We start from the raw sequence: 25195 nt of genomic DNA, 5'->3' as shown, positions 1-25195 counted from the left end.
CCTTGCCAATAATTTGTGGTGTGGTGTTATGTCCGGCCGCCGACCAGCGCTCCGGCCTGGCGGGCCTCCAGCAGCGCGTCTTCCGTGCGCGTTCCGGCCGGGATCGCGACCCGCCGCTTGTCGAGATTCAGCAGCATCAAGCCCAGGACGACCATCAGGTTCAGGTGGGAGAGCTGCAACGCATAACCCGCGATAAACATCAAAGCCAAGCCGAATCCAGCCAACCGCCCGATCGTCATCAGCTTGATGACGCTGTAGCTCCAGCATAGCAGCCCGGCCACATAGAACGCGAACGGCAGGTAGAAGGTGTAGCCCATCCCCATCTGGAAGATCCACCCGATGCCCTCGCCGCCTTTCCGGACTGCCTCGGCCACGGCCGGATCATAGAGGCCCAAGACATAATCCAGAAACAGGAGCGTGACGAACGCGACGCCCCCCACCAGCGCGAATATCGCGGCGCGACGCCGCTGCCGCCGGTTACTCGTCCAGAGCGGCGTGCTCCCGTAGCTCAGAAAAACCAGCACGCTTGCCAGAACCAGCAACGCTTCACCGGCCCGATTGACCTCGTGCACGAGCGGGGGCACGCCGGCCAGCTTGAAGAGCCCGTATACGGTCGAGACCGTCTGAAAGTACAGCCAGCCCGTGACGCCAAGCGCGAAGGAGAGCAGCATGCTCCGCTGCGCCCAAGACTGATGTGTGAGCCAATACTCGGCCCCCAGCACGACCAGGACCGTGAAAAACACGAGGTTGTAGACGACGGAGCCCGCCATCGCGGGGGGGAAGATCAGAAGCGCGACCGTCAGCACGGCCAGGAGGGACACGGACGGAATCGCCAGCGCATCATACCGTCCCCCCCCGACCCCACGACTTTTGTTGACCAGCGCCAGGAAGAGAGCCAGGAAGAGCAACAGCGAGACGAAATTGAGAAGGGCGAAGCCGAGAGATGAAAGGGTTCTGAAGGTGATCCGAACGGCCTCGTACTTCTGGGCCACCTTGCTCAGGTGCATGCCCAGACGCGAGACGAGGCGATAGAGAATGAGTTCGAGAAACGCCGCCAAAACTACGAGCTTGACCGTGACCTCGAAGAGCATCCCCTGCTCTTCAACCCGCTCTCCTTTCTCCAACACCGCTCCGTTCCCCATGACCCGGACAACCCCTTCGTCTCATGACCTGCGCACCTGCGCGAATTATAGCGAGAAGCCTCCGACAGCGTCAACTCGTTGCAGGGCCAGATTCTCTACAACTGGATGAATCTACCTACCCTGTCTGTTCGCACGAATCAGGAGGCAGCCGGCTGCGGAATCCGCCGAGCCTGGGACTTCGCACGCGCGATGTAGAGCAAGCCGTCGGCCATCGAATAGTTGAAAGGCAGCTCGCAGACGACTTCGCTGATCTTCCCGTAGATCTGCTGATACACTCGTTCGGCCTGTTCGGGCGTCATGCCTTCCTGAACCTCATAGAAGAAACCCAGACTCAAATCTTCCGAGGCCGGCCTCATGATGCGCCGAATCCCGTAGCCGCCCGGATCGCTCATGATGGGAGCCTCCTTCTCCAAATCAAAGAGGCACGGCTGGCAGGAAAAACCGTAGGAAGAGTGCAGCCGCTCGTTCTGGACGACGAAATTCATCGTCTCGAGAGCTTCTTCTTCCGTCTCGGTCGGGAAACCCGCAATAATGTAACAGTGGATGGCGACTCCAAGATCCAGACAGTCTTCGGTGATCCGTCGGACGCTTGCTTGGGTGATGCCTTTCTTCATGAAATCCATCACCCGCTGGTTGAAGGACTCGAGGCCAAAGACGATCTTGAGGCATCCGGCGTCTCGCATCAGCGCAAGCAGATCGCGCGTCAGATTCTTCTCGAACCGCATCTCCGCGGTCCACTGGAAGTTCAGGTTGCGATCCAGTAACTGCTGACAGAGGCGCTTGGTCGGCGACAGGGCCAGGCATTCGTCCGTGAAGAAAAAATAGGGAGTCTCATACCGTTCCGACAGCCACTGCAGCTCGTCGACGGTCTTGCCTGGGTCCTTCTGCCTGAAGTTCTGGTGGTCCAGAGTCAGCGCGCAGAAGGCGCAATCCTTGTAGTAGCACCCTCTGGAAAACTGAACCGGGAGGACGGTTTCCGGCGCCAGGTACAGATCGAGCGGGAACCCGTCGTAGTTGGGAGCCGGTAGAGCGTTGATGTTCTCGGAGTAGAACGGCTGGTTGACCGTGATCTTCCCGTTCTGCTGGTAGATAAGGTTCGGCACCTTTCCGAATTCCCGCTTGCCTTCCAGTTGGTTGAGCAATTCGAGCAGCGCGGTTTCCCCTTCGAAGACGACGAAGTCGTCGGTCAATTCGAAGAGCGACGGGCAGCGACGGAGGTTGTCGACGAGCCTCGTAAAGATGCTCCCGCCGATCGTCAGATGGAGACCGGGATTCGCTTCCTTGATCAGGCGACAGAGGGTCAGACCGGGGATGATCTGGGAGGTGGCGGTGATCGAGACGCCCACGAAATCCGGCCGATCGGCCAGGATGGACTGGAGGAACCGGTCGCGGATCAGGGACACGTAGGGATTCTGCTCTTCGTCTCGTATCGCTTTCTGCAGGTCCTTGGACGAATAGATCGAGTAGGTGCTGAACTGGTTGTCCACGACGGTCATACGGGTCGGGAAATAGAGCGTTGAGACCAACTCCAACCACTTGTCGATCAGGAACAGACTCTCCCGGTACCGCTCCAGATCATAGAAGGCCTCCCCGCGGAGGGCCTCCTTGGCTGGCTCGATCTCGTCAATGAGGTAGGGGAAGCGCTCGATCGATTCGACGAGCTTGGCATAGTGTTCCGCGCTGGACGGGCCGGTCTCTCCGGTCCGACCCCGCTCGAGCTGCTTGACCTTGTCCACGAGCCGCCCATAGACCTCCCGACCGTACGGCCGCGTCAGGACCGCGTCGAGGATCTCGATGCCCAGGTCCCTCTGTCTCACGTTCCTGACCCCGGCTTGCGCCAAAAACCCGGTCAGGGAGGGCAGGCTCAGATAGGGTTGCGACGGGTGCCAGGTCGGCGGGAACAGCAATAAGACGTTCACAGGAACCCCTGCTCAGGTTACCTTTCTCGTCCCAAACTTGGCTTGGTTATACACCCGCCGATCAGCCAAATGCAACCGCGACCATGTCGATGCTTTGACCAATCAGAACAAGGAGTTATAGATCGAATATGTGTCCGGAACGGCGTTAAGAAAAGCCCTCCAATAAAAGAGCCCCGAACCACCCTGCCGGAGTTTCCGGCCGATGATTCGGGGCTCAAGAATCACCTGACGTTTTGGCTTAGCGCCCCTTCGCGAAGGGCCTCAACCTCACGGCAGCTTCAGCGTATACCAGGTCGAGATCCCCTTCATCCCGTTCCGTTCGACGTTGGAGCCATCCCACACGGCGAAGGCCACGGGAACGGACGCACCGGCCTTGAACTGCACGTCGTTGGAGTCGCCGGTGGTCAGCGTGCGCTTCACAACGATGCGCCAGGTCGGGCCCGTGCAGCAGCCGCCCTTGATCGAACCGGCCGGCTCCCACAGCCCGTTGCCGATGACGTCCTGATGCGCCTGGGTGGTCAACGTGCTGAACCCGTTGGCGTTCAGGTCCTCAACCGAGCTGATCCGCAGCGTCGGGTCGGACATGATGTTCCCCGACCAGATCCCGGGGTTGAAGGGCCCGAGGCTGCGACCGATCCGGTCCGGATAGGTCACGCCGCCGGCTGGCTCTTCAAAATAGTAGTCCCAGAAGATGCCCGGGTACTGATCGTCCACGTCCCAGATCCCCGCGCTGTCCTTGCCGAGATCCTTCTGCCACTCCGCATTCCAGCGCCAGATGTTGACCGTCCCACCGGACTGCCCCATGCACTGGAACGGCGGCGCGCCTTCGGTGTTGACCGGGAACTGGATCGCCGCCTGATCGCGGAAATCCTGCGGACCGATCGTCGTGTTGTTCATGGTCTGGTCCGCCCAGTCCAGCCGGAATCCAACCTCCTTTCCGTTCGTCACCGCCTTGACGAAGACGAACTTGACGGAGATGTTCGGATGCATCGGGGTCGTGATCGTCTGACCGCTGAGGGGAACGACCACGCCTGGCACGCCTTCCCAAACCGGGTTGGCCCCGTCCATCGGGATCGGCCCCTTGATCGCCTTGACCGGGATGGTCACCGGCTGGCTCACGGCGAGCGGCACCTGCCCCAGCGTCAGCATCACACCCACGACGAGCGCCGAGAGAAGAATGCCAAACACCAGCCTCCTGTTGCGTGTCTGCACCACTCTCATATCAATATGCCCTCCTCTGATTAAAATGATTAAAGACTGCTGGACGACACACCGAACAACGACTCCAAGCCTCTCGTCCCTCCCTGAGCATGGTTAATGACGAATGAGATCTCCACCGCTACGCGGTGCCAACCGGCCCTGACTCTTCCTTCTCCTTCTTTTCCTTGTCAAGGAAGGACTGCGCGCCGACCTCGTTCAACAACATGTTCAGCTCGTTTCCCTGATCCTGCGCGCCACATTCGTAGGTTTGTCCCTCCGGCGCGTTGAACGTGGCCGGCCGGTAATCGGCTTCCGAATAGGGCTGCGGGTTCACCCCGAGATACGCCACTTCGAAATCGATCCAGTCGGACGCGAAATCTGCCATATACCGGAAGAAGCCGGAGTCCGCCTTCTTGACCAGCATTCTGGCAAACAGCGGCACCCATCGGCCGATGTGATCCTTCACGAACTTCTTCTGGGCATCCACGACGATCTGAGTCTTCTCGGTCCCGTCGTGACATCGGGCGTAGGATTCCTTGTAGGCCAGGAAGTGCATGAACTCCAGCTCGACGCTCAGGTGGTCCATGCGCTCGTGGATGTCCTTGGATAGCTCGACCCCGAAAGCCCGGTAGAACCCGGCGATGTCGCCCATCGTGTGGGCCTGGCCGAAGACGTGGTCGTTACCGAAGAGGGTTTCGTAGGGGGGGCAGTCGAGGGTGATCACGTTGCTGAACACCCGGCGGTGCTCAGCCTGCAGGTCGCTCAATTGCCAGTTCACGCATTCGGTGGAAACCCAACTCTCGATTTGATCGAACCCCTTCGCCAGGGTCGCCAGCTTGGCCCTGGCACGTTCTCCCCCGGTGGCATCCAGCGCCCGGCCCAGACTCTCGATCGCGGAGCGCCCGTCTTCCACGAACTCTCCGCTCTGCAGATAGTCCAAGAATTCGTCGTCCTCCGGATACAGCATGCTCCAGGAAATCAGCAGATAGATCTTGCTCCGGCCCAGTGCGCGTTCGACGGCCGGTGAATCTTTGAGGGCGGGAGCGCCAGCAGACAACACGGCCGGTTCAGGCACCCTCCGCTGAGTCTCCTTCGTGTTCATCACTCCCCTCCTACGCTCGCAGCCAGGACGCGGGCACGTGCTAAGTCCAGTGATCCGGCGTCCGAAGCCATGAAGCTTTTCGGCGTAAGTTCGCGTATCATAGGCAAAGCGACAGGCGAAGTCAAGCCTGAACTCCACCCCGGAAAAACGCCTGATTCTTCAGTTAATCTAACGACTTGTGGCACTCAGCCTGTTCCCGCCCGCGCTGACTCCCGAGCGCCTCTCTCAGATCCTCAGCAGCCGGGCCGGCGTCACCTTAATGGCGATCTTGTCGTTGACGGTCTTGCAGGTCTGCTCGCAGATCCCGCATCCCACGCACCGCGCCTCCGCGACGAGCAGCCGGAAGGATTGGAAATCCATCGCAAGGGCCCCGGTCGGGCAGCGAGACACGCAGGCGTGGCAGCCCTGTCCCGCCGTGCAATCCCGATGGGACACGACGGCACGTCCCATCGCCACCTCTTCCTTGCCCGCCGCCGGCAGCAGGGCTTCGGTCGCGCAGGCGGCGATGCAGGGAAAGTCCTCGCACAGGTGGCAGGGCATCCGATCCGCAAAGATCACCGGGGAGCCGGCCTGCAGCGTGATGCTGCCGTAAGGGCAGGCGTCAACACAGTCCCCGCACTTCGTGCACCGCTCCAGGAACAGGGCTTCTTCCACCGCCCCCGGCGGCCTGAGCCAGTCGGCCCTGGGAGCCGGAGGCGGCGGCTCCGGCGGCGCATCCCGGTGCTTCACGTACTCGCGAGCGGTTTTTGCGAACGAGAGCGCCGAGTCCTTGAGAAACTGCCGGCGCCCGTATCGAGGATCCGTGCCCATACGTCTCCGCGGCTACATGACTCCGTCCGCCCTGAGCTTGTAGACCTCCACGCAGCGGTCGCAGGCTCCGAACTCCGGCTCCCAGCCCGGGTGGTTTTCGCGGATGAAGTCGAGCACGTGCTTTTCCACCTTATGTTCCATGTCCTCGACCCACGAATACGTGGGGAACCGGCAGAGCGGACAGGGGAATCCCGGCATCAGCATGACCTTGTTCAGAACCTCCGGGACCTCCCCGCCCTCCACGTCCACCGCCCGGTCCATAACGCGCAGGGTGTCCGTCGCCATTTCCACGAGCTCCGAATGCGTCAGCATGTCCGCCTGCCAGAGCCCTTCGAACACCGACTTCAACTGGCCCGGGGGAATCTTTCGATACCAGGAGCGGAACTCCTTGAACCGGTCCTCCCGACCCAGCATGGGTTCCTTGTCGTTCCGGATCAGACGGCTGTCGATGTTGAGGCACCAGAGCACCCGATACCGCTGCAGAATCAACGTCTCCTCGCCGGGATTCTGCCCCACCTTGGTATCGGGATCGTACCCGAAGCTCGGATCCAACATGTCGGCAATGTGGCTGAGCTCGTGACGGCAGTAGCGGGTCAACGCCGGATCGTAAAACCGCCGCGGAATCAGCTTGATCCCGACGCCCTTGAGGCCCTTCTCCTCGAACTGCTTGGCCAGTTCCTGCTCCACCGATCCCCACTTCCGCAGGATATCGACACCCTCTTGATCCTCCTTGAGGACACCCTTGATCAGGACGATGCCGATCTTCTCTTTGAGCAGGGGAAATTCGTCGAACGCATCGCGAATGATGTCGGAGAACCCCCACGAGCCGAACAGGTACTGGTAGAGCTTCTTGAACTCCGGTTCGCGATCGTCCAGCGCAAACCGCTCGTAAATCGGATCGGCGAGCTCGTGGAACTCCTTGTAGTAGGTCGGATCCCCCTCCCGCTCGGTCTTCTCGATGAAGGAGTCGACCACTTCCTGCAGAAGGGCTGGCTGAAACCTGATCTCCATGAACGTGTGTCTCCTTGTGTCCTGCGGGTGCGCCAGGATTGCGACAGGTCCTGGATCAGAAGGGAATCATGGGCATGGGGCCGATCATGGCTTATAAATGGGAAGCTTGACTTGCTTTCGGACCATCTCTTAAGATTCGTCCGGCACGGGCCACGGCTGAAATTATAGTCGGCGGCTCGGTAGTTTGTAAATGCCGCGGCCCGCCCGAAGGGTCCGCGATAGAAGGTCAGGAGGCTTCACCGATCATGGTTGACCCCGTCACTCCCAACGCCCCAACCGCCATCCGCACGGAGTCGGCGGGACGCGAAGACGCCGTTTCACAGCCGGCGGTCGATCTGCTCGAGTACTGGAAGGCCGGCACCAGGGAGACCAAGACCTTCCGGGGCCATTCGCAGGGAGTCTGGACCGTCGCGTATGCGCCGGACAGGCTCACGCTGGCCAGCGGCGGCCAGGATCGGCTGGTGCGGATTTGGGACATCGAGACCGGCCGGCTTCTCCGATCCTTGCGCGGCCACACCCTGGACATCCGCGCGGCCCTGTTCACGCCCGACGGCCAGATCCTGTGTACGGGCAGCGAAGACCGGACGATCCGCCTGTGGAATCCCAAGACCGGCGAGCCGCTCAAGCTGCTCTTCACCCGCTACGACCACAACGTCTGCAGCCTGTCCCTCTCGCCCGACGGGCTCATGCTGGCCCGGGGCAGCCACAACAAAGACATCAAGATTTGGGAGGTCACGACGGGCACCGAGCTGATGACCCTGCTCGGCAAGGACCAGTACGACCATCACTGGTCGCCGGTCGTGGCTTTTTCCCCGGACGGCGTCCACCTTGCCAGCGGATCGGACATCGGGAAGATCCGCGTCTGGGAAGTCCTCCCCAGCGGAGAAGAGAAAGTGGTCCACAACGGGCACTGGCAGGAGGCGGCGGACGAGGACACGACGGAAGCCCGCGGCTACTTCGTCGAGGACGAAGGCGGATTCCAGCGCCCGATGTCCTACTGGATCGGAGCCATGGCGTTCACGCCCGACGGCAAGCTCCTGATCACCGGCAGTCGCGACTGCACGATCAAGTTCTTCGAGATGCCGCAGGTGAACGAGTTGCGCACCCTGAAAGGGCACGCCGGCTGGGTCCGCTCCCTGGCCGTCTCCCCGGACGGCAAGGTGCTCGTCAGCGCGAGCGACGACCAGACGATCAAGCTGTGGGACATCGCGACGGGACGCCACTTCCGGACGTTGCGGGGGCACGCGGGCGCGGTCCGCTGCGTGACGTTCTCGCCGGATGGGCTGCAGTTGGCCAGCGCTTCTTGGGATCGTACCGTCAAGCTGTGGGAGGGCGGGTCCGAACCGACCGCGTGATCCTCACTCCTCCTCTGGCTCGCGGCCCTCGTAGGTGATGTGATAGCGTTTGCACTTCTCCCACAATGCTTTCCGCGAAAGCCCCAGGAGCTTGGCTGCCGCGGTCCGGCTTCCCTGCACCCGTTCGAGCGCCGATAAAATGTAGTCCCGCTCGAACTGTTCCCGCGCCGCCGACAGGGAATCGATCTGGGGTCCCTTGGCGTGCCCGCCCGTAAGCCCCTCCCGGCAGAACCCGCAGCCGTCCTGCGGCGCCCCGCCCAAATAGGGGCAGGTCGAGAACCCGCAGAGGTCCCAGGGCTGGACCTCTTCGTTCTGCCGGCCCAACATGGCGGCCCGGTCCATCAGGGTCTCCAGCTCGCGCACGTTGCCGGGGAACGAATACCGGAGCAGGAGTTCCTGCGAAGCCGGCGAAAAGCCCTTGAAGGCCTTGTTGAGCCGGGAGGCCCGCTGCTGCAGGAGGTGCTCGCCGATGACCAGCGCGTCGTCTTTCCGCTCCCGCAAGGGCGGGAGGGTCACGGAGACGGCGCTCAGGCAGGCGCAGAGGTCCTCGCGAAAACGCCCCTCCTCCACGGCCTTCTTGAGATCGCGGCTCGTCGCGCAGACCAGGCGGACGTCCACCTCCACCTGGTGCGTTCCGCCCATCCGCTCGAACCGCCGCTCCTTCAGGAAGCGCGTGAACTTGTCCTGCGCGATCGGCGGCAGCGCGCCGATCTCGTCCAGGAACAGGGTGCCCCGGTGAGCCAACTCGAAGCGGCCGCGCTTCTGCCGGGTCGCCCCCGTGAAGGCCCCCTTCTCGTGCCCGAACAGCTCTGCCTCCAGCACGGACTCCGGCAGATCGGCGCAGCTCACTTTGATCAGGGCGTGGTCCCGACGCTGGCTGTGGCGATGGACCGCGTTGGCCACCAGCTCCTTGCCGGTCCCGCTCTCCCCGATGATCAGCACCGGCGCGTCCGACGCGGCCACCGTCTTGACCCTCTCCACGATCTGCCGCATGAGGTCGCTCTTGCCCAAGATCCCCTGGAAACTGAACTTTCCCTCGAGCTCCTCCCGGAGCGAGAGGTTCTCCTGCCGGAGCGCGAGCACCTTCGACACCCGATCCACGATCAGCAGCAGTTCATCCATCGAGAAGGGCTTCGTAATGTAGTCGTACGCCCCGAGCTTCATCGCCTCGATGGCGGTCTCCACGGATCCGTGTGCCGTGATCACGATGACTTCCGTGCGCGGCGAGCGTTGTTTGCAGGTCTGCAGCAGGTCGAGCCCGTCCGAGCCGGGCAGGCGCAGATCGGTGATCACGATGTCAAAGGTTTCCTTGCTGAGCAGGTCATGCCCCTCGTGTCCGGTCGCCGCCGCGCGCACCTCGTAGCCGACTTCCCGGAGCGCGTCCAGCATCGAGAGCCTCATCAGCGGCTCGTCGTCAACGATCAGCACGGACGGGGCCTTCATGCCTGCCTCCCCGCAACGGCTCCGACCTGCATGAGGGGGAGAGACACCGTGAAGAGCGTGCCCTTCCCGACTTCGCTCTCCACGAGAATCCGCCCTCCGTGCCGCTCCACGATGCCCAGGCTCACGGACAGCCCCAGCCCCGTCCCTTCCCCGACACCCTTGGTCGTGAAGAAGGGATCGAAGATGCGGGACAAGTACTGGGAAGGAATACCGCAGCCGGTGTCCTGCACCTCGATGAGGCAGGCTTCGTCCGCCAGCTTCGTCCGGATCGTGATCACCCCGCCGGCCCTGATGGATTGGATCGCGTTCAGGAGAAGGTTCATCAGCACCTGTTCCATCATGTGCCGGTCGACCAGGAGGGGCGGCAGGCCCGGCTGCAGGTGCTTCTCCAGGCGGATCTGGCTGGCGACCAGCGCGTGATTCGTCAGCACCAAGACCCGCTCCACCACCGCGTTGATGTCGGTGGCGGAAAGTTCGGGGTCGTGCTGCTGGGAGAAGTCCAGCAATTGCCGCACGATTTTCTGCACGCGCCGGATCCCGTCCTCCATGGAAACCAGGTACTCCTCCTGACGCGCCGGCGACAGGGTGCCCCGGCGCAGGTTGTAGAGGCAGTTCAGGATGCCGCCCAGCGGGTTGTTGATCTCGTGAGCGACGCCGGCGGCCAGTTTGCCGACGGACGCCAGTTTCTCCGTGTTCCGGATCTGCTGCTCCAGTTTTTTCGTCTCCGTGATGTCGCGGGCGATCCCGAGGATGCCCTGAATGTGCCCTTCCGCATCCCGCAACGGGGACACGCTGACCATGACGGCCCGCGGCTCGCCCGTCCGCCTCACGACCTCGACCTCGTAGACCTGCTTGGTCCCGATGTCGAGCGAACTCTTGAGCCGGCGGCCCCGGTGTCGCTTGGACAGGAGCGACAGGTAGGGCCGGCCGATCAGGTCCTCCTTGTGGTAGCCCCAGGCCTCCACCTTGCTGTTGACGTAGGTGAACCGCTGCTCCGTGTCCAGCGTGTAAATGACGTCGTTGGCGTTCTCCAGGAGGTTTTCCAGATAAGTCTTGGTCTCCTCGATCTCCCTGGTCCGCTCCCGCACCTTGACTTCCAGCGCCTCGCTGTATTCCTGCAGTTGCTGCTCCAGACGCTTGCGCTCCGTGATGTCCCTGAGCTGCACCATCACGGACATGGACGCACCCTCTTCGATCCGGATCAGGTCCATCTCGACCGGCAGGGATTTTCCCGAACGGCTGACCACCTCGATCTCCTGGGTGGGGACCTGTTGCGCGCCCTGAACGATCTGCTGCAGCAACCCGGCCGTGGCCGCCTGATGCCAGGACGGCACCAGGTTCAGGAACTTCTGCCCCACGATCTCCGGTTCAGCATAACCGAGGACCCGCTCCTCCCGCTTGTTGACCGCGGTGACGGAGCCGTCCGGCGCAACCATGAGCACCGAGTCCGCCGCCAGGTCGAAGAGGGCCTTGTACCGCCTCTGGGAATGGGACAGCTGCTGGGTCCGATCGGCGACATCCTGCTCGAGCTGGATCGTGTAGCGCTGCAGCTTCTGCTCCAGGACCTTGCGTTGCGTGACGTCGCGCACGAAGGCCCGCGAGTAGACCAGCCCCCCGCTCTCCGTGTCGAACAGCGCGGTCGAGTGGATCTCCACGTCGATCGGCCGGCCGTCCCGAGTCAGGAAGACCGTTTCGATCGTGCTTCGCCCCTCCGACATCAACCGCTCCAGATACGTCAGGATCTCGGGCTCCCTCCCCCTAGGCACGATGTCCCAGAGATGCATCTCCATCATTTCGTCGAGGGTGTAGCCGAGTTTCTCCAACTCGGTCTTGTTGACGTGAACGAACCGGCCCGCCTTGTCGATCTGGTGGATCATCTCCGGCGAGTTCTCGACCAGATCCCGGTATTTCTCCTCCAACCGGCGGATGTCCGACATCCGCTGTTCGAGCTGCCCGAAGGATTGCCTCAGGTTGACCGCCATGCGGTTGAACGCCTCGGCCAACTGTTCGACCTCGTCGCCGGTCCTGAGCGTCAACCGGTGGTCGAGGCTCCCGCTCCCGATCCGCTGCACGCCCTCCTGGAGTGCCAGGACCGGCCTGACGATCCGTCTGGAGACCAGCGCGCCGGTTCCCAGGAGAACGGCGAAGACGACGACCCCGTAAGCGACGACTTTGGCCAGCAACTGTCTCAGCGGGGCGTAGGTCTCCTCCGGGTTCTGCCGGACCAGGGTCAACCACCGCTTCCCGTCCAGGCTGCCCGGAGCCAGGTCGTCGCTGAGGCGGATCGGAGCGAACCCGACGATCGAGTTCCGGCCGCCGTGGGAATCGTCCAAGGCCACGACCCAGCCGGCCTCCTGGCGCACGACCTGGTCCATCAGGGCGGACGTCACGGAATGTTCTTCCGGCGACAGGACCGGGCAGATCAGTGGCGTGCCGTCCGAGCTCATCAACATGGCGTGCCCGGTGGCTCCAACCGCGACCTCCGAGATCGAGCGGAAGAGCGTGTCGCGCCGCAGCAGGATCGTGACGGCCCCAATCGCCGTCCGTTGTTCCTCGTCCAGGATCGGAACCGAGACGTTCAGGACGTGCGTGCCGAAGGAAGGATCGAAATAGATGTCGCCGACGTAGATCTGCCCTTTCCCGCCGTTAAAGACCGCCTGCCACCAGACACTCTTGCCGTAATAATATTCCACCTGGGGAATCGAGCTGACGACCAGGGCTCCCCGGTCGTCGGTCACGAAGATGCCCACGTAGTCGGACCGTCGGATGTCGTGCCACCGGATCAGGTAGTTGGTGACGATCCGGTTGATGAAGAAAGGAAATTCGCTCCGATGCTCCCGTACCCGCCAGCGCTGCTGCCAGTCCTTGATCATGGACTCGATGCTGGCCTCCCCCTTGCCGACGTAGCTCCGGTTCGCTTCCGTGACCGCGGTGCGGAGGAAGGGCGTGGCGGCCAGTTGCTGGGCTTCGTTGAGCCCGCGGGTGAGCTGCATCTCGACCCGACGGGCCGCCTCCACGGCGATCTCGCGGAAGTTGGCGCCGATCGTGTCCTGCAGAGCCCGGCGTTCCTCGATGTAGGTGATGACCAGGGAAAGGGTCAGGGGCAGGAGGCCGACCATCACGATGGCCGTGATGATCTTATGCTGGAGACTGGGGAGCCGACTCCAGAGTTTCATATCGGTAACGTCGCGTTCTCGCCCAACATGTCATTTTCATTCGATTTTCCCGCAATGTCAAGAATCGGTAACACCCTTCCCGTTCAGCTCCGCCCGAGCAGCCGCCCTTGCCCGCCCGGCCAAATGAGGAGGCAGGGGCTGGCCACGAAGACCGATGAGTAGGTCCCGACGATCACGCCCCAGAGCAGGGCCAGCGAGAAATCGTGCAGCACCTCCCCTCCGGCCAGCGTCAAGGGGATCAACACGAGGACGACCGTGAGGCTGGTGACGATCGTCCGGCTCAACACCTGATTGATGCCGTTGTTGATCACGGTCGCGATTTCGTCCCGGCGGCGGACTTTCAGGTTTTCCCTGATCCGGTCGAACACCACCACGGTGTCGGTCAGGGAATAGCCGGCCAGGGTCAACAGGGCCGTGACGACCAGCAACGTGATTTCCTTGTCCAGGACGTAAAAGGCGCCGAGCACGGCCAGCACGTCGTGGAAGGTGGCGATCGCCGCGGCCACCCCGAACCGGAATTCGAAGCGGGCAGCGATATAAAGGATGATCCCGGCGAACGAGATCAGGACCGCGATCATCGCGTCTTCCTGGAGCTTCTTCCCGATCGTCGGCCCGATCTCCGTGGATGCGTCCACCACGAACCGGTTGGTGGGAAACTCCGCGCCGAAGACGGAGACGACCCGGTCGGCGACCTTTTCCTCGATCGTGGTCGCCGCCTTGACCCGGATCAGGAGCTTGTTCTCCTCCACGAACTCCTGCAGCTCCGCGTGGGCCAACCCGTGGCTCTCCAGCGCCTTCCGCGCCGCGTCGATCCGGATCGGCTGGTCAAACTTGAGCTGGACGGCGGTGCCGCCGGCGAAATCGATGCCCAGATTCGCGGCCCCGCGGCCAATCTGCACCACCGCCAGCACGCCCAGCGCCATCAGCACGCCGGAGAAGACAAAGGCAAGGTGTCGCTTTCCCATGAAGTCAATGTTGGTCTTTCCGAGAATCTCCAGCATGGCTGCTCCCATTGAACCGTCGGCTCTCAGCCTTCGACCAGGGCTCGAAGCCGACCGCCGACGGCTTCCCCTCAGATGCTCAGCCGCTCCACTTTCCTGCGTTGGTTGATCGTATCGAACACCACCTTGGTGCCGACCAGCGCGGTGAAGAGGTTGATCGCGATGCCGAGGCACAGGGTCACCGCAAACCCCTTGATCGGCCCGGTCCCGAAGAGAAACAGGGCCAGGCCGGTGATCAGCGTCGTCACGTGCGAGTCGATGATCGTCAGCAGCGCCTTGTCGTATCCTCCGTCAATGGCCAGACGGACCGGCTTCCCCTGTCGGAGCTCTTCGCGGATCCGCTCGAAGATCAGCACGTTCGAGTCCACCCCCATCCCGATCGTGAGGATGATCCCCGCAATACCCGGCAGCGTCAGGGTTGCATTCAAGGCCGCCAGCGAGCCGATCAGGCAGATGAGGTTCAAGGCCAGGGCGCCGTCGGCGATCACGCCGGAGAGCCGGTAATAGACCATCATGAACAGCACCACCAGCGCCCCGGCGAAGATGGTGGATCGGACCCCCTTCTCGATCGAGTCCCGCCCGAGCGAGGGGCCGACCGTCAGGTCCTGGATGATCTTGAGCGGGGCCGGCAGCGCCCCGGCCCGCAGGACGATCGCCAGGTCGTTGGCCTCCTGGGTGGTAAAGGTGCCGGAGATCTGCGCCCGTCCGCCGCTGATCCGCTCCTGGATGACCGGGGCGGAGTAGATCGTGTTGTCGAGCACGATGGCCATGCGCTTCTTCACGTTCTCCGCCGTGATCCGCTCGAACTCCCGGGCGCCCTTGCCGTCGAAGGTCACGGAGACGTAGGGCTCGTTGAACTGGCCGATCGCGACCCGGGCGTCGCTCAACACGTCTCCGGCCAGCATCACCCGCCTCTTGACCAGGTAGGGCATCCGCCACTCACGGCCGGTGTCCTTCTCGACCACCTTCTCGAAGAGGATCTCGTCCCCCTCCGGCACCTGCCCGGCGAACTGCTTGAGGACCTCCTCTTCCTTGCCCTTCGGAATCCGCTGGGGCAGCTCCATCGCCAGCTTGCTGGACTCGTCCAGCATCTTGAACTCCAGCAGCGCCGTCTCCTTGATCAGGCTCTTGGCCCGTTTGGGCTCCGTGATGCCGGGCAGCTGCACGACGATCTGCTTGAGCCCCTGCCGCTGGATCAACGGCTCGGCAACGCCGAACTGGTCGATCCGGTTCCGGATCGTCTCCAGCGCCTGGTTGATGGCCGAGTCCTTGATGCGCTTGATCTCGCCCTCCCGCAGCTCGTAACGCAGGCTGTTGGCGGTCCCGGCCTTTTCCTCCTCGAAAAAGGTCGGGAAGTCCTCCAGGACCTTCTGGATGTCCGGCTTGAGCTCGGTCTTCTGAAAGGTCAGCGTGACCTGGGCTGGGCCAGTCCGCTTCACCGACTCGACCGGGATCTTCTTCTCGACCAGTTGATCCTGGATCGCGTTCACGGAACGATCAACTGCGATCTCGACCGCCCGCTCCTCCTCCACTTCCAGGACGAGGTGAATGCCGCCCTGCAGGTCCAGTCCGAGCGTGATCCCCTTGTGAGGCAGCACGTTCTTCAGCCAGCCCGGCAGGGACTGGTACAGACCCGGGTAGGAAGGAAGGAAAAAAGCGACCGACAGAACCACGACCAGACCCAGCAGGGCAAACCGTCCACCGACTTTCTTCATCAGCACCTCAACCGTTCAACGAGCGAATCTTGTCCTACTCTTCGCCTTCGGCCCTGAGCCGGGCGATGGCCTCTCGCTGCACCTTGATCTTGGTATTGTCGGCGATCTGGAGCGTCACCGTCTCCTTGCCGAGGTTCGCGACGGTCCCCCAGATTCCCCCCGTCGTCACGACTTTGTCGCCCTTCTTCAGCGCCTCCAGCATCGCCTTGAGCTTCTTTTGCCGCTTCTGCTGCGGCAGGATCAGCAAGAAGTAGAAGATGACGAAGATCAACGCGAACGGCACGAGCGACAGGAGCGCTCCGCCCGTCCCGCCGTTCCCTTGAGCTCCCTGCGCCCACGCCACAGCCGCCAGTCCCCTCATGCCCGTCCCTCCACCTGTGCCTCCGGCGCGGCAGTCCCGGCGACCACCTCCTCGGGAAAGTCCCCGGCCTGCGCGCCGGCCCCTTCACGCTGCGCGTAAAACTCGCGCCTGAACGTCGAGAACGCCCCGGTCGCGATAGCCGATCGGATCGCACGCATCAACCCGGCAAAATAGGAGAGGTTGTGGACCGTGTTGAGCCTGGCCCCCAGCATCTCCTTGACTGCGAACAGGTGGTGCAGATAGGCCCGCGAGTACTTCGCGCAGACCGGGCACCGGCACCGGGGATCGATCGGTTGCTCGTCCCGCGCATACTTCGCGTTCTTGATGAGCACGCGCCCAAAGGAGGTGAACAGCCAGCCGGTCCGCCCGTGCCTGGTCGGCACCACACAGTCGAAGAGGTCGATGCCCCGCGCCACCCCCTCCACGAGGTCCTCCGGCATGCCGACCCCCATCAGGTAGCGTGGCCGCGCAGACGGCAGCTCCGGCACGGTCGCCTCCAGCACCCGGTGCATGACCGGCTTCTCCTCTCCGACCGACAAGCCGCCTACCGCATATCCGTCGAAGCCGAGCGACACGATGTCGCGCGCCGCCCTGACCCTCAGCTCCGGATCGTGGCCGCCCTGCACGATGCCGAACAGCGCCTGGTCCGTCCGGCGCCGGACGTCCTGGCACCGGCGGGCCCATTGGCTCGTCCGGCGCGCCGCCTCCTCGATCCGTCCGGGCGCAGCGGGCAGCGCGACGCACTCGTCGAAGGCCATGACGATGTCGGCGCCCAGAGCCTCCTGAACTTCGATGGCTTTCTCCGGAGTGATGTGGTGCAGGGATCCGTCGAGGTGCGACTGGAACGTGACTCCCTCGTCGGTCACCCGGCACAGCCTGGCCAGGCTGAAGACCTGAAACCCCCCGCTGTCGGTCAGGATGGCCCCGGGCCAGGAGGTGAAGGCGTGCAATCCGCCGAGCCCGGCAATCACCTCGTGCCCTGGACGGAGGTACAGATGATAGGCGTTGTTCAGGATCAGCCGGAAGCCCAACGCCAGAAGATCGCTGGGATCGATCCCTTTGACGGCTCCCAGGGACCCCACCGGCATGAAGGCCGGGGTCTCGATTTCCCCGTGCACGGTCCGCAGGAGCCCCAGACGAGCCGCCCCGTTGAAATCGGTCTTGTGTACGACGAATTCCACTCTCCCCCTCGCGAGGGTCCGTTGAGCGACGGACCGTTACATACGCTCCGGCGCGGTGATTCCCAGGAGGCCCAACCCGTTCCGGAACACCTGCTGGGCTTCGCGCATCAACGCCAGCCGCGCGGCGGTCAGGCTTGGCGTGACCTGCTCGCCAGACCGTTTCGAGACGGTCCCGGCCTTGACGAACCGTTCGGCGCTCGCCGCATCCACGTCCGCCGCCGGCGGCAGGATCCGGTGCTTGTAGTAGAACGTGTGGAGCAGCGCGGCCAGCTCCTGCAGGTAAAAGGTCACCCGGTGGGGCTCCAGGGCCAGGGCGCTCGCACGGACCACGGAAGGATAGGCGGCCAGCTTCCGGATGACCGCCAGCTCGTCGGGGTCGGCCAGCAATTCCAGCTTGGCCTCGGCCGGTCTGGGCACGCGGATGCCCCGCTCTTGGGCGACTCGGAAGAGGCTCGCGATGCGCGCGTGGGCGTACTGGACGTAGTAGACCGGGTTCTCGGCGGACTGCTGCTTGGCCAGCTCCAAATCGAAATCCAGGTGCGTGTCCGACCGCCGCATCAGGAAAAAGAACTTCGCGGCGTCGGCCCCGACTTCCTCGACGACCTCGCGCAGGGTGACGAACTCCCCAGCCCGCTTGGACATCTCGACCTTGCGCCCGCCCCTCAGGAGGTTCACCATCTGGACGAGGACGACCCGGAGGCGCTCCTTGGGATGCCCGTAAGCCTGTACCACCGCTTGCATTCTCGGGATGTAGCCGTGGTGGTCCGCACCCCAGATGTCGATGAGCAGGTCGTACCCCCGCAACAGCTTGTCCCGGTGATAGGCCACGTCCGAAGCCAGGTAGGTGTACTCCCCTTCTTTCTTCCGGACCACCCGATCCTTTTCATCCCCGTAGGCCGATGAGCGGAACCAGAGGGCCCCGTCCTGCTCGAACAGGAGCCCCTTCTTGCCGAGATCGTCGAGCACCTGCTCCACGGCCCCGGACGCCAGCAGGGCCGCTTCGCTCTGCCAGGAGTCGAACTCGATGCCGAACGACCGGAGGTCCTGTTGAATCGCTTCCAGCAGCTCGCGATACGCCAGGTCCCGGCATCGCTCCTCCGCCTGTTCAGCGGGCATCTCCAACAGGCTCGAGCCGAGCTGCTCCTGAACCTTCGCCGCCACCGTTTCTATGTAGGCGCCCTGATACCCGTCTTCGGGAAAAGGAACAGACCTGCCGTGCAACTCCCGGTAGCGGGTGTAGACGGAGGCGCCCAAGAGCTTCATCTGTCGCCCCGCATCGTTGATGTAATACTCCTGGACGACGTCATAGCCTGCGGCGGCGAGGAGATGCGCGATCGCCTGACCCACTGCCGCCCCGCGCCCATGGCCGACATGCAACGGGCCGGTGGGGTTGGCGCTGACATATTCCACCAAGATCCGCCTCCCTTGGCCGAAATCGTTCCGCCCATAGGCCAGTCCCTGCTCCTCGATCTCGTTCAGAACCTCCAGCCAGAGGTCCCGCTTGACGGTCATGTTGAGGAAACCCGGGTAGGCGATCTCGACCCGCTCGAAGATCGCCTCGCGCCGGGGGATGTTCTCCAGGATGATTTGCGCGATGTCCTGGGGCGAACGCTGCTCGGAAGAGGCCAGGGTCATGGCCAGTGTGGAAGCCAGGTCTCCCCACTCTGGTCGCTTGGGAAGGTCCAGGGTCACAGCCGGAAACGGCTCGATCCGCAACTGCCCCTTCTTCTTGGCCCGCTGCAACGCATCCTGCAAGGCCTCAATGACCGTATCCTGAACGGGGTCACGGGACACAGGGCGCTCCGAAGTCCTCATTTTTCCAATGAAAGAGCAAGGGCGCACTCTATCACACCCCACCGGGTCTGACAAGGGAAGGAATCGCGCGGTCTGGCCCCTCAGATCGGGTCTCCTGCGTAGCCAGGACGTTCTGACAAGCCTGGATCAACGATCCGACAGCGACCTGCAGGCAGGGTTTTCCTCCACAGCGCCGGACTGCCTCCCAACCCCGGCAGGAGCAGGGGCCCCCGGTAAGCACTTGCGTCAGGGGACCGCGGGGAGCCCACCGTCCCGCGTCGGTGGGACCGAACAGGGCGATCGTCGGGAGGCCGAGCAAGGCGGCCAAGTGGGTCAGCCCCGAGTCATGGCCGATATAGAGGCGCGCATGGGCGAGGAACCCGGCAACCTCCAGGAGCCCCAGCCCCCGCACGGTCGCCGGGGACCTCACGCAGAAGCGGACGACCTCCGCTACCCGTTGCTCATCGGCCGGGCCTTGGACCAGGATCGGCGCCAGGCCGATCTCTTCCAGCCAGTCCACCGCGCGGGCCAGCAGCGCCGGGGCCGTGCACTTGTGGGGGCTGCCGCTTCCCGGGTGGACGACCACGCAGACGCGATCCCCTCGCCCGCTCACGGCCGACAACTGTTCCCTCCCGTTCTCAAGCACGTGCCGCGGCGGACGTAAGGGCTTCTCGGCTGCAGCGGAGGGCACGAGCCTCTGGACCGTTTCCAGAAACCGGTCCGACTGGCGGACAGCCACAAGCCCAGGCGAACTGGGTGAACGGACGACCATGGATCGCACTCGTATATCCAGAAGGGTCTGGGCCAGCCGGCTTTCGGGATCGGCCATCCAACAGACAGCCAGGTGGCACTGGGTGAGCCAGGTCCGAAGGGCCTCACTTACGGCCTCCGCCCCGGCCAAGAGACCGGCCAACGCTCCGCTTTCGATGGGGAAGAGCCGTTCGATCTCGGAGCACTCCAGGAGAAGCCGCCCGACCTCCGATCCGGCCAAGAGCCCAAACTCGCAATCGGGGAATGAAGCCCGCAGGCTCCTGATGGCCGGCAGCGACAAGAGCACGTCGCCGGTCGCGCCTGGATGGATGATCAAGCCCCTTGGCCGCATGGCTCACCCCTCGCGAGCCGGGCCCAGTTGCCGCCCGGCGAGCAGCTTCCGTGCAAACTCCAGGTCGGCGGGGGCGTTGACATTCATGAAGGATAAGAGCTGGGGATCGGCCTGTCGGAGTTCCTCTTCGGACAGGAGCCGGACCGAAAGTGCCGGCTGCCGGCAGAGATCCTGGACCGTCAGGTTGCCAACGTTGAGCATCTCACGGAGATACGGCAGACAGGCCTTGGAATAGAAGGCGTGCATCGGCTGCAATCCGTTCGCCAGCCGTGCCATGACCACGTCGGAAGTCCGGTCGAGCTGGGCCATCAGCCGGATCACGGCCGGGTTCAGAAACGGCATGTCGCAGGCCGCCGCAAAGATCCTCTGGTGGCTCGCCTCCGACAGGCCGGTGTAGAGCCCCCCAAGGGTCGCGCAACCGGGGATCAGATCGGCCACCACAGGGTGGCGGAGCCCAGCCAGTCTAGGTTCGGGCTGGCCCACGACCACGAGCACTTCCGTGAAGAGCCCCTCCAGCACCGACAGGGCTCGTTCCAGGAGAGTCTGCCCCGCCAACGTCAGAAAGCGCTTGTCTTCCCCCATACGGCGGCTCTTGCCCCCGGCCAGCAGGACTCCAGTGACATCGGCGATGGGCTGGTCCACGGTTCTCCGGTCTCCCCCTGTACGAACCGGGGGATAAAAAAAGGGGGTGGGCTGCCCCACCCCCTCTCCCTGTCGCTCCTAAAGCAAAAGGATTAAATCTTGCCCAACTTCTTGTTCTTCCGCCGAGTCAGCACCCACCCCTCCAGGATCACCACACCGACGGCAATCAGGGTCGGGTAGATGTAGGTTTCCTTGGGAATCGGTGGCTCCAGGATCGTATAGTAGAACGCCGAGACCGCCATCTTCCGGCCCACGTCGCCGTTGTGGCCGTCCCACACGAAGAACACCGTCGGGATGTACTTGCCCATCTCGAACTGGGTGTCCTCGTCGTAGTCCGCCTTGATCGGGCGCTTGATCATGACCGACCACCGCCCGTCCTTCCACTCGGCCTTCATGACTTTGATCTTCTCGTTGTAGTCGTCGCGATCCTCGAAGTCCTGGTCCCAGCCGGTGCCCTTGAAGGCCCGGAGCGACCCGTCCGCCTCCCACTTGACGATGTCCACGTTGTACTTCTCGTCGCCCCAGAGGTAGCGCGGCTTCTCGGGCGGCGGCAACTCCTGCCACTTGATCGGGAACTGGATCGCCAGAGCGTCGTTGTACACCGTGAACTTGTTCTGCTTGGCCGCGATGGAATCAGGCTCGCCGGTCTTCGGCGCCTGCTCCTGGACCCCGTAGGCGTCCAGGTTGACCTCGGTCGGCTGCCAGGCCGGCGGCGCCTGGGCTACGCTCTTGCTCCGATCGTCCCACTGGAAGAGGAAGACGATCTCCTTGTCGTTGTACAGGGACCGGACCCACAGGTCGTCGATTCGGTTGACGAAGTTCCTCGGCTTGTGGGTGATCTGGCCGCCCAGCGCCACGTACCGGCGCTCCCGCTTCGTCCACATCTCGTTCTCCGGATCGTCGGAAATGTCGCCCTCAACAGGGCCGGACCGGACGACGAAGTTGATCTTCGGCTTGTCCGTGAGGGGGTCGATCTCCAGCGGCTCGCCGTCCATCTTCCGCTCGCAGAGCGAGTTGACGAAGTTGGCGATGTGCCACCGCTCCTCGACCGTCGTGTTGTCCGCGAACGACGGCATCGGCGTCCCGTTGATCCCCGTCGAGAACGTCCGGAAGATGTTCTTGACGTTGTAGGGATCGCGCCGGCTGCCGCGGAAGTTCCAGCACTTGTGCCAGTCGGCCGGCTGGATCGGGAAGCCCCAGTCGTCCTTCAGGTTGAAGGCGTTCCCATCGCCCCGCCCCTCGACGCCGTGGCACTCGATGCACTTCTTGTCCACGACGAGCTGGGCACCCTTCTCGATGCTCTCCTTGCTCGTCGGGATCGGCTTGATGCTCTCGAGCTGGAGCACGGTCTGGGTTTCAGTCTCCTTGTCGTCAAACTTCCGGTCCTTGACCAACTGGGTCGTCACGAAGGAGAGCACCTGCAGACGCTGCTCCTCGGTCAGGATGCCGTCCCACGGCGGCATGGCCGATCCCGGCAACCCGTGCGTCACGGTCTCGAACAGGTCGTTCTGGCCGGGGACCGGCTTCTTGGCGTCGAACAGCGGCAGCTCGCCGCTGGCCGTGTGCCGGATCTTGAACGTGCCCTGGTTGAAGTTCCTCGGGCGCGGCCACAGACGGTCGGCAGCCGGGCCGTCGCCCGCTCCGTCGACCCCGTGGCACCACACGCACTTCGTGAAATAGACCCGCTTCCCCGCCTCGATCAACTCGGCCGAGGGGAGCGGCGCCAAATCCCCCTTCTTAAAGCCTTCCGGCAACCCGCTCCCGCCCTCCTGGGCGAAGATGGAGACCCCGGCGCTGCCGGCGACCATCGTGATCCCGAGGGCGGCGACCAGGATCAGGATCGGCTTGCTCTTAACCAAAAGATGCCTCATTGGAGTACCCCTTCACCAGATGATGGGATTAATCCCACGTCCTCGGATAATAACCGGTGTGCCAGTATTCAAACAGGATGACCTTCCAGATCTCGTCGGTCGTCAGGTGCTGCTCCCACGGGGGCATCACCGACGCCCAGGGGAATCCCTCGCGCGGGAGGCCGATGCCGCCCTTGGCCACGCGCCAGAAGACGAACGTCTCCTGCAACTGGGCCAGCGTTCCCGGGTCCGTGAAGTTGGCCGGAATCGGGTTGAAGGCGAAGGCATGGAGCCCGCGTCCGTTCAGGTTGTCCCCGTGGCAGAAGTGGCAGTTCTGGAAGAAGATCTCCCCGCCCTCGCGAACGTACTTGATGTAGCCCTGGGCGTCGGGATTCCAGGGGTTCGCCTCCGGCTTGGCCTGCATGACCCGGCTGACGTCCTGCTCGGTAATGAGCTTGCGGGCGAACTCCTCGTCAAACTTCCCCTCCAGATTCGCCCGGTACGGGTTGTAGGAGGTCTGGAGCACGTAGGTCTTCCCGTGCACCTTCGTGCTGGCCGGTGGCGCCGGGTGGACGGTCCGCAGTTCGATGGGCTCGTCCAGGTTGGGGAGGAACGAGTTGTAAGAGAAGCCCCAGAGGATGATCGGAAGCGCGATCAGATAGGCCGTCCGGAGTGCCTTGTGGAGGGGCGTGACCCCGTCCATCACGTTCAGGATCGGCTGCTTGAACTTCTTCCAGTCCTCCTCGTTGCTGGACATCCACATGAAGATGGCGATCAGCGATACGGTGCCGTACATGGCGCGCACGCTGAAGGGGATCGGCGGATAGATCCTGTACTTGAGGTACAGGATGATGAAGAGCCAGAAGCATATCCCCTGCCAAAACCGCGGAATGCCCATCCCCGACCGGTTGAGCATGTAGCTCATGAGCGTGAACACACCGACGCAGAAAGCCAGCTCGAACAGCATCTGCATCGGCATGAAACCTTCGACTAACTTCAGGGATGTCATCGTTCGACTCTCCTTGTTACGCGGCCAGCTCCTGTGAACCCTTATGAAATCTTCGGCGGCTCCTTGCCCTCCTGCAACTGGGACAAGTAGTCCACGATCTTGTTCAGAGCTCCGGCGCTCAACTTCTTCCCGAACTCCTTGGGCATCGTGTTGTCCGGAAAGCCCTTGACGACGTAGGCGCTGGGGTTGATCACGGACTCGGTGATGTACTCCCTGGTGCTCTTCGCTGCGCCCTTGTAGGCAGGGTCCTTGATCCTGGTGGGGGCGTTGGTCCCCTCGACCAGCTTCGGCCCGATCGTGCCCACCGCACCGGCGATCCCGGGGATCGTGTGGCAGGCCACGCAGGTCGCCTTCTGGAAGATCTGGTCCACCGGCTCCTCGCCCGTCGCGAGCAGCCCGCCGCCCGCAGCCGCAGGCTTGTCCTCCTGCAGCTTGGGACGCTGATCCTCGGGGATGAACTTCTCGTAGGATTTGACGATTTCCTCGTACGACGGCGCTTCCTTACCCTCACGGACATAGAGCCACGTATCGACCGCCGCCAACTCGGGCAAGCTCAACGAGATCGGCGGCTTGTGGATCGGGGGCATCGGGCTCTCCTTGTCGTTCGTCCCCTTCACCCCGAATCCAGCCACGACGTAGCAGCTCGGACAGGCATGCGATTCGGCGATGTATTCCTGCCCGGCCTCAGCCGTTCCCGACCCAGGAAACGCCTCCTTTTGGGCCGTATCGCGATCACCCGGCTTTCCCTTGTGGTACCGCGGATCGTCCAGCCGCTCCTTGAGCCGATCCGGCAACCCGAAGAGGTTCGGGGCCCGCTCGCTCAGGAAACCCTTCTGAAAGCCGTGGCAGAGGGGGCACTGCCCCTTGCCGATCGCGCCCTGGACGGTGCTCTGGCCGATACCGCCGAAGATGATCTTCTCCCCTTCGTCGGCCAACTGCTGGGGCGTCATGGAGGCGAAATCCAGCTTCACCTCCGGGGGAGGGAACCCGCCCTCCACCTGCGGCAGCCAGTTGCCGTAGCCGGACAGGGCCGCGGCGACCAGAAACATGAACCCGCCGATCTTGAAGAGGGCGCTGATCTTGGAGAAGTACAGCGCCATCATGAACGCGAGCGCCGTGATCATCGCCAAGGAGACCGGCAAAAGCCTCGATTCGCCAAAGAAGTTGATCTTGTAGTTGGCAATCGCGATGAACAGCATGATGGTGGCGAGGATACCGATGAAGGTCTTAAAAGCCGCCGACTGATCCTTCTTGACCGCGATGAAATACACGAGAAAGCCGGCAAGAATGGCCAGCGGCCACATTCCCAGATCAAGCGCTGTCGTCAACAACTCTGCCACGTGAGACCCTCCTGGGGAGCGCCGCAGCCTCTCGCTGCGGCG

The 25195-nt window shown here is 63.3% G+C and carries 19 protein-coding genes; 1 reads left to right on the top strand and 18 read right to left on the bottom strand.

Annotation, left to right across the window (positions count from 1 at the left end):
* Window positions 1-26: 26 nt before the first annotated feature.
* The 6 genes from AB1411_15130 to AB1411_15105 all read right to left on the bottom strand — a co-directional run bounded on the left by AB1411_15130 (window position 27) and on the right by AB1411_15105 (window position 7184).
* A complete protein-coding gene (locus AB1411_15130; protein MEW6544928.1) occupies window positions 27-1142 on the bottom strand; it encodes a hypothetical protein in 1116 nt (371 codons plus the stop codon).
* Between the two features lie 137 nt (window positions 1143-1279).
* A complete protein-coding gene (locus AB1411_15125) occupies window positions 1280-3061 on the bottom strand; it encodes a radical SAM protein (GenBank protein MEW6544927.1) in 1782 nt (593 codons plus the stop codon).
* A 267-nt stretch (window positions 3062-3328) separates the two neighbouring features.
* Window positions 3329-4249: an ethylbenzene dehydrogenase-related protein gene (locus AB1411_15120; protein MEW6544926.1), complete on the bottom strand. Its 921-nt coding sequence runs from the start codon at window positions 4247-4249 to the stop codon at window positions 3329-3331.
* A 151-nt stretch (window positions 4250-4400) separates the two neighbouring features.
* On the bottom strand, window positions 4401-5363 hold the full coding sequence (locus AB1411_15115) for a molecular chaperone TorD family protein (protein MEW6544925.1): 963 nt from the start codon (window positions 5361-5363) through the stop codon (window positions 4401-4403).
* 225 nt (window positions 5364-5588) lie between these two features.
* A complete protein-coding gene (locus AB1411_15110) occupies window positions 5589-6173 on the bottom strand; it encodes a 4Fe-4S dicluster domain-containing protein (GenBank protein MEW6544924.1) in 585 nt (194 codons plus the stop codon).
* A gap of 12 nt (window positions 6174-6185) precedes the next feature.
* The gene (locus AB1411_15105; protein ID MEW6544923.1) at window positions 6186-7184 is read right to left on the bottom strand and encodes a hypothetical protein; all 999 of its coding nucleotides are present in this window, start codon (window positions 7182-7184) and stop codon (window positions 6186-6188) included.
* Between the two features lie 245 nt (window positions 7185-7429).
* On the opposite strand from AB1411_15105, the gene AB1411_15100 reads away from it, so the two are divergent.
* Window positions 7430-8539 carry a WD40 repeat domain-containing protein gene (locus AB1411_15100; GenBank protein MEW6544922.1) on the top strand — a complete coding sequence of 370 codons (1110 nt, stop codon included), beginning with the start codon at window positions 7430-7432 and terminating at the stop codon, window positions 8537-8539.
* Between the two features lie 3 nt (window positions 8540-8542).
* On the opposite strand, the gene AB1411_15095 is transcribed toward AB1411_15100, so the two are convergent.
* The 12 genes from AB1411_15095 to AB1411_15040 all read right to left on the bottom strand — a co-directional run bounded on the left by AB1411_15095 (window position 8543) and on the right by AB1411_15040 (window position 25153).
* Window positions 8543-9982: a sigma-54 dependent transcriptional regulator gene (locus tag AB1411_15095; protein ID MEW6544921.1), complete on the bottom strand. Its 1440-nt coding sequence runs from the start codon at window positions 9980-9982 to the stop codon at window positions 8543-8545.
* The gene (locus AB1411_15090) at window positions 9979-13158 is read right to left on the bottom strand and encodes a PAS domain S-box protein (GenBank protein MEW6544920.1); all 3180 of its coding nucleotides are present in this window, start codon (window positions 13156-13158) and stop codon (window positions 9979-9981) included. The genes AB1411_15095 and AB1411_15090 overlap by 4 nt, the downstream gene beginning before the upstream one ends.
* Before the next feature lie 83 nt (window positions 13159-13241).
* Window positions 13242-14159: a protein translocase subunit SecF gene (gene secF, locus AB1411_15085; GenBank protein MEW6544919.1), complete on the bottom strand. Its 918-nt coding sequence runs from the start codon at window positions 14157-14159 to the stop codon at window positions 13242-13244.
* 71 nt (window positions 14160-14230) lie between these two features.
* Complete coding sequence (gene secD, locus AB1411_15080; protein MEW6544918.1) at window positions 14231-15874, bottom strand: protein translocase subunit SecD; 1644 nt, start codon at window positions 15872-15874, stop codon at window positions 14231-14233.
* Between the two features lie 34 nt (window positions 15875-15908).
* Window positions 15909-16235, bottom strand: coding sequence for a preprotein translocase subunit YajC (yajC, locus tag AB1411_15075; GenBank protein MEW6544917.1), 327 nt, complete (start codon window positions 16233-16235; stop codon window positions 15909-15911).
* Window positions 16232-17416, bottom strand: a complete 1185-nt coding sequence (gene tgt / locus AB1411_15070; protein MEW6544916.1) for a tRNA guanosine(34) transglycosylase Tgt — start codon at window positions 17414-17416, stop codon at window positions 16232-16234. Before tgt ends, yajC begins: the two co-directional genes overlap by 4 nt.
* Before the next feature lie 36 nt (window positions 17417-17452).
* Window positions 17453-19210 carry an arginine--tRNA ligase gene (gene argS / locus AB1411_15065; protein ID MEW6544915.1) on the bottom strand — a complete coding sequence of 586 codons (1758 nt, stop codon included), beginning with the start codon at window positions 19208-19210 and terminating at the stop codon, window positions 17453-17455.
* Between the two features lie 52 nt (window positions 19211-19262).
* Window positions 19263-20312 carry a glycosyltransferase family 9 protein gene (locus tag AB1411_15060; protein MEW6544914.1) on the bottom strand — a complete coding sequence of 350 codons (1050 nt, stop codon included), beginning with the start codon at window positions 20310-20312 and terminating at the stop codon, window positions 19263-19265.
* A 3-nt stretch (window positions 20313-20315) separates the two neighbouring features.
* On the bottom strand, window positions 20316-20954 hold the full coding sequence (locus AB1411_15055) for a molybdenum cofactor guanylyltransferase (GenBank protein ID MEW6544913.1): 639 nt from the start codon (window positions 20952-20954) through the stop codon (window positions 20316-20318).
* Between the two features lie 92 nt (window positions 20955-21046).
* Window positions 21047-22825: a c-type cytochrome gene (locus tag AB1411_15050; GenBank protein ID MEW6544912.1), complete on the bottom strand. Its 1779-nt coding sequence runs from the start codon at window positions 22823-22825 to the stop codon at window positions 21047-21049.
* 28 nt (window positions 22826-22853) lie between these two features.
* Window positions 22854-23813, bottom strand: a complete 960-nt coding sequence (locus AB1411_15045) for a cytochrome c (GenBank protein MEW6544911.1) — start codon at window positions 23811-23813, stop codon at window positions 22854-22856.
* 41 nt (window positions 23814-23854) lie between these two features.
* Window positions 23855-25153 carry a c-type cytochrome gene (locus AB1411_15040; protein MEW6544910.1) on the bottom strand — a complete coding sequence of 433 codons (1299 nt, stop codon included), beginning with the start codon at window positions 25151-25153 and terminating at the stop codon, window positions 23855-23857.
* Window positions 25154-25195: the final 42 nt, after the last annotated feature.

Source organism: Nitrospirota bacterium, from assembly GCA_040757595.1.
In the GTDB taxonomy this organism is placed as follows: Bacteria; Nitrospirota; Nitrospiria; order Nitrospirales; family Nitrospiraceae; genus JBFLWP01.
This window is presented reverse-complemented; position numbering and strand designations above follow the sequence as displayed.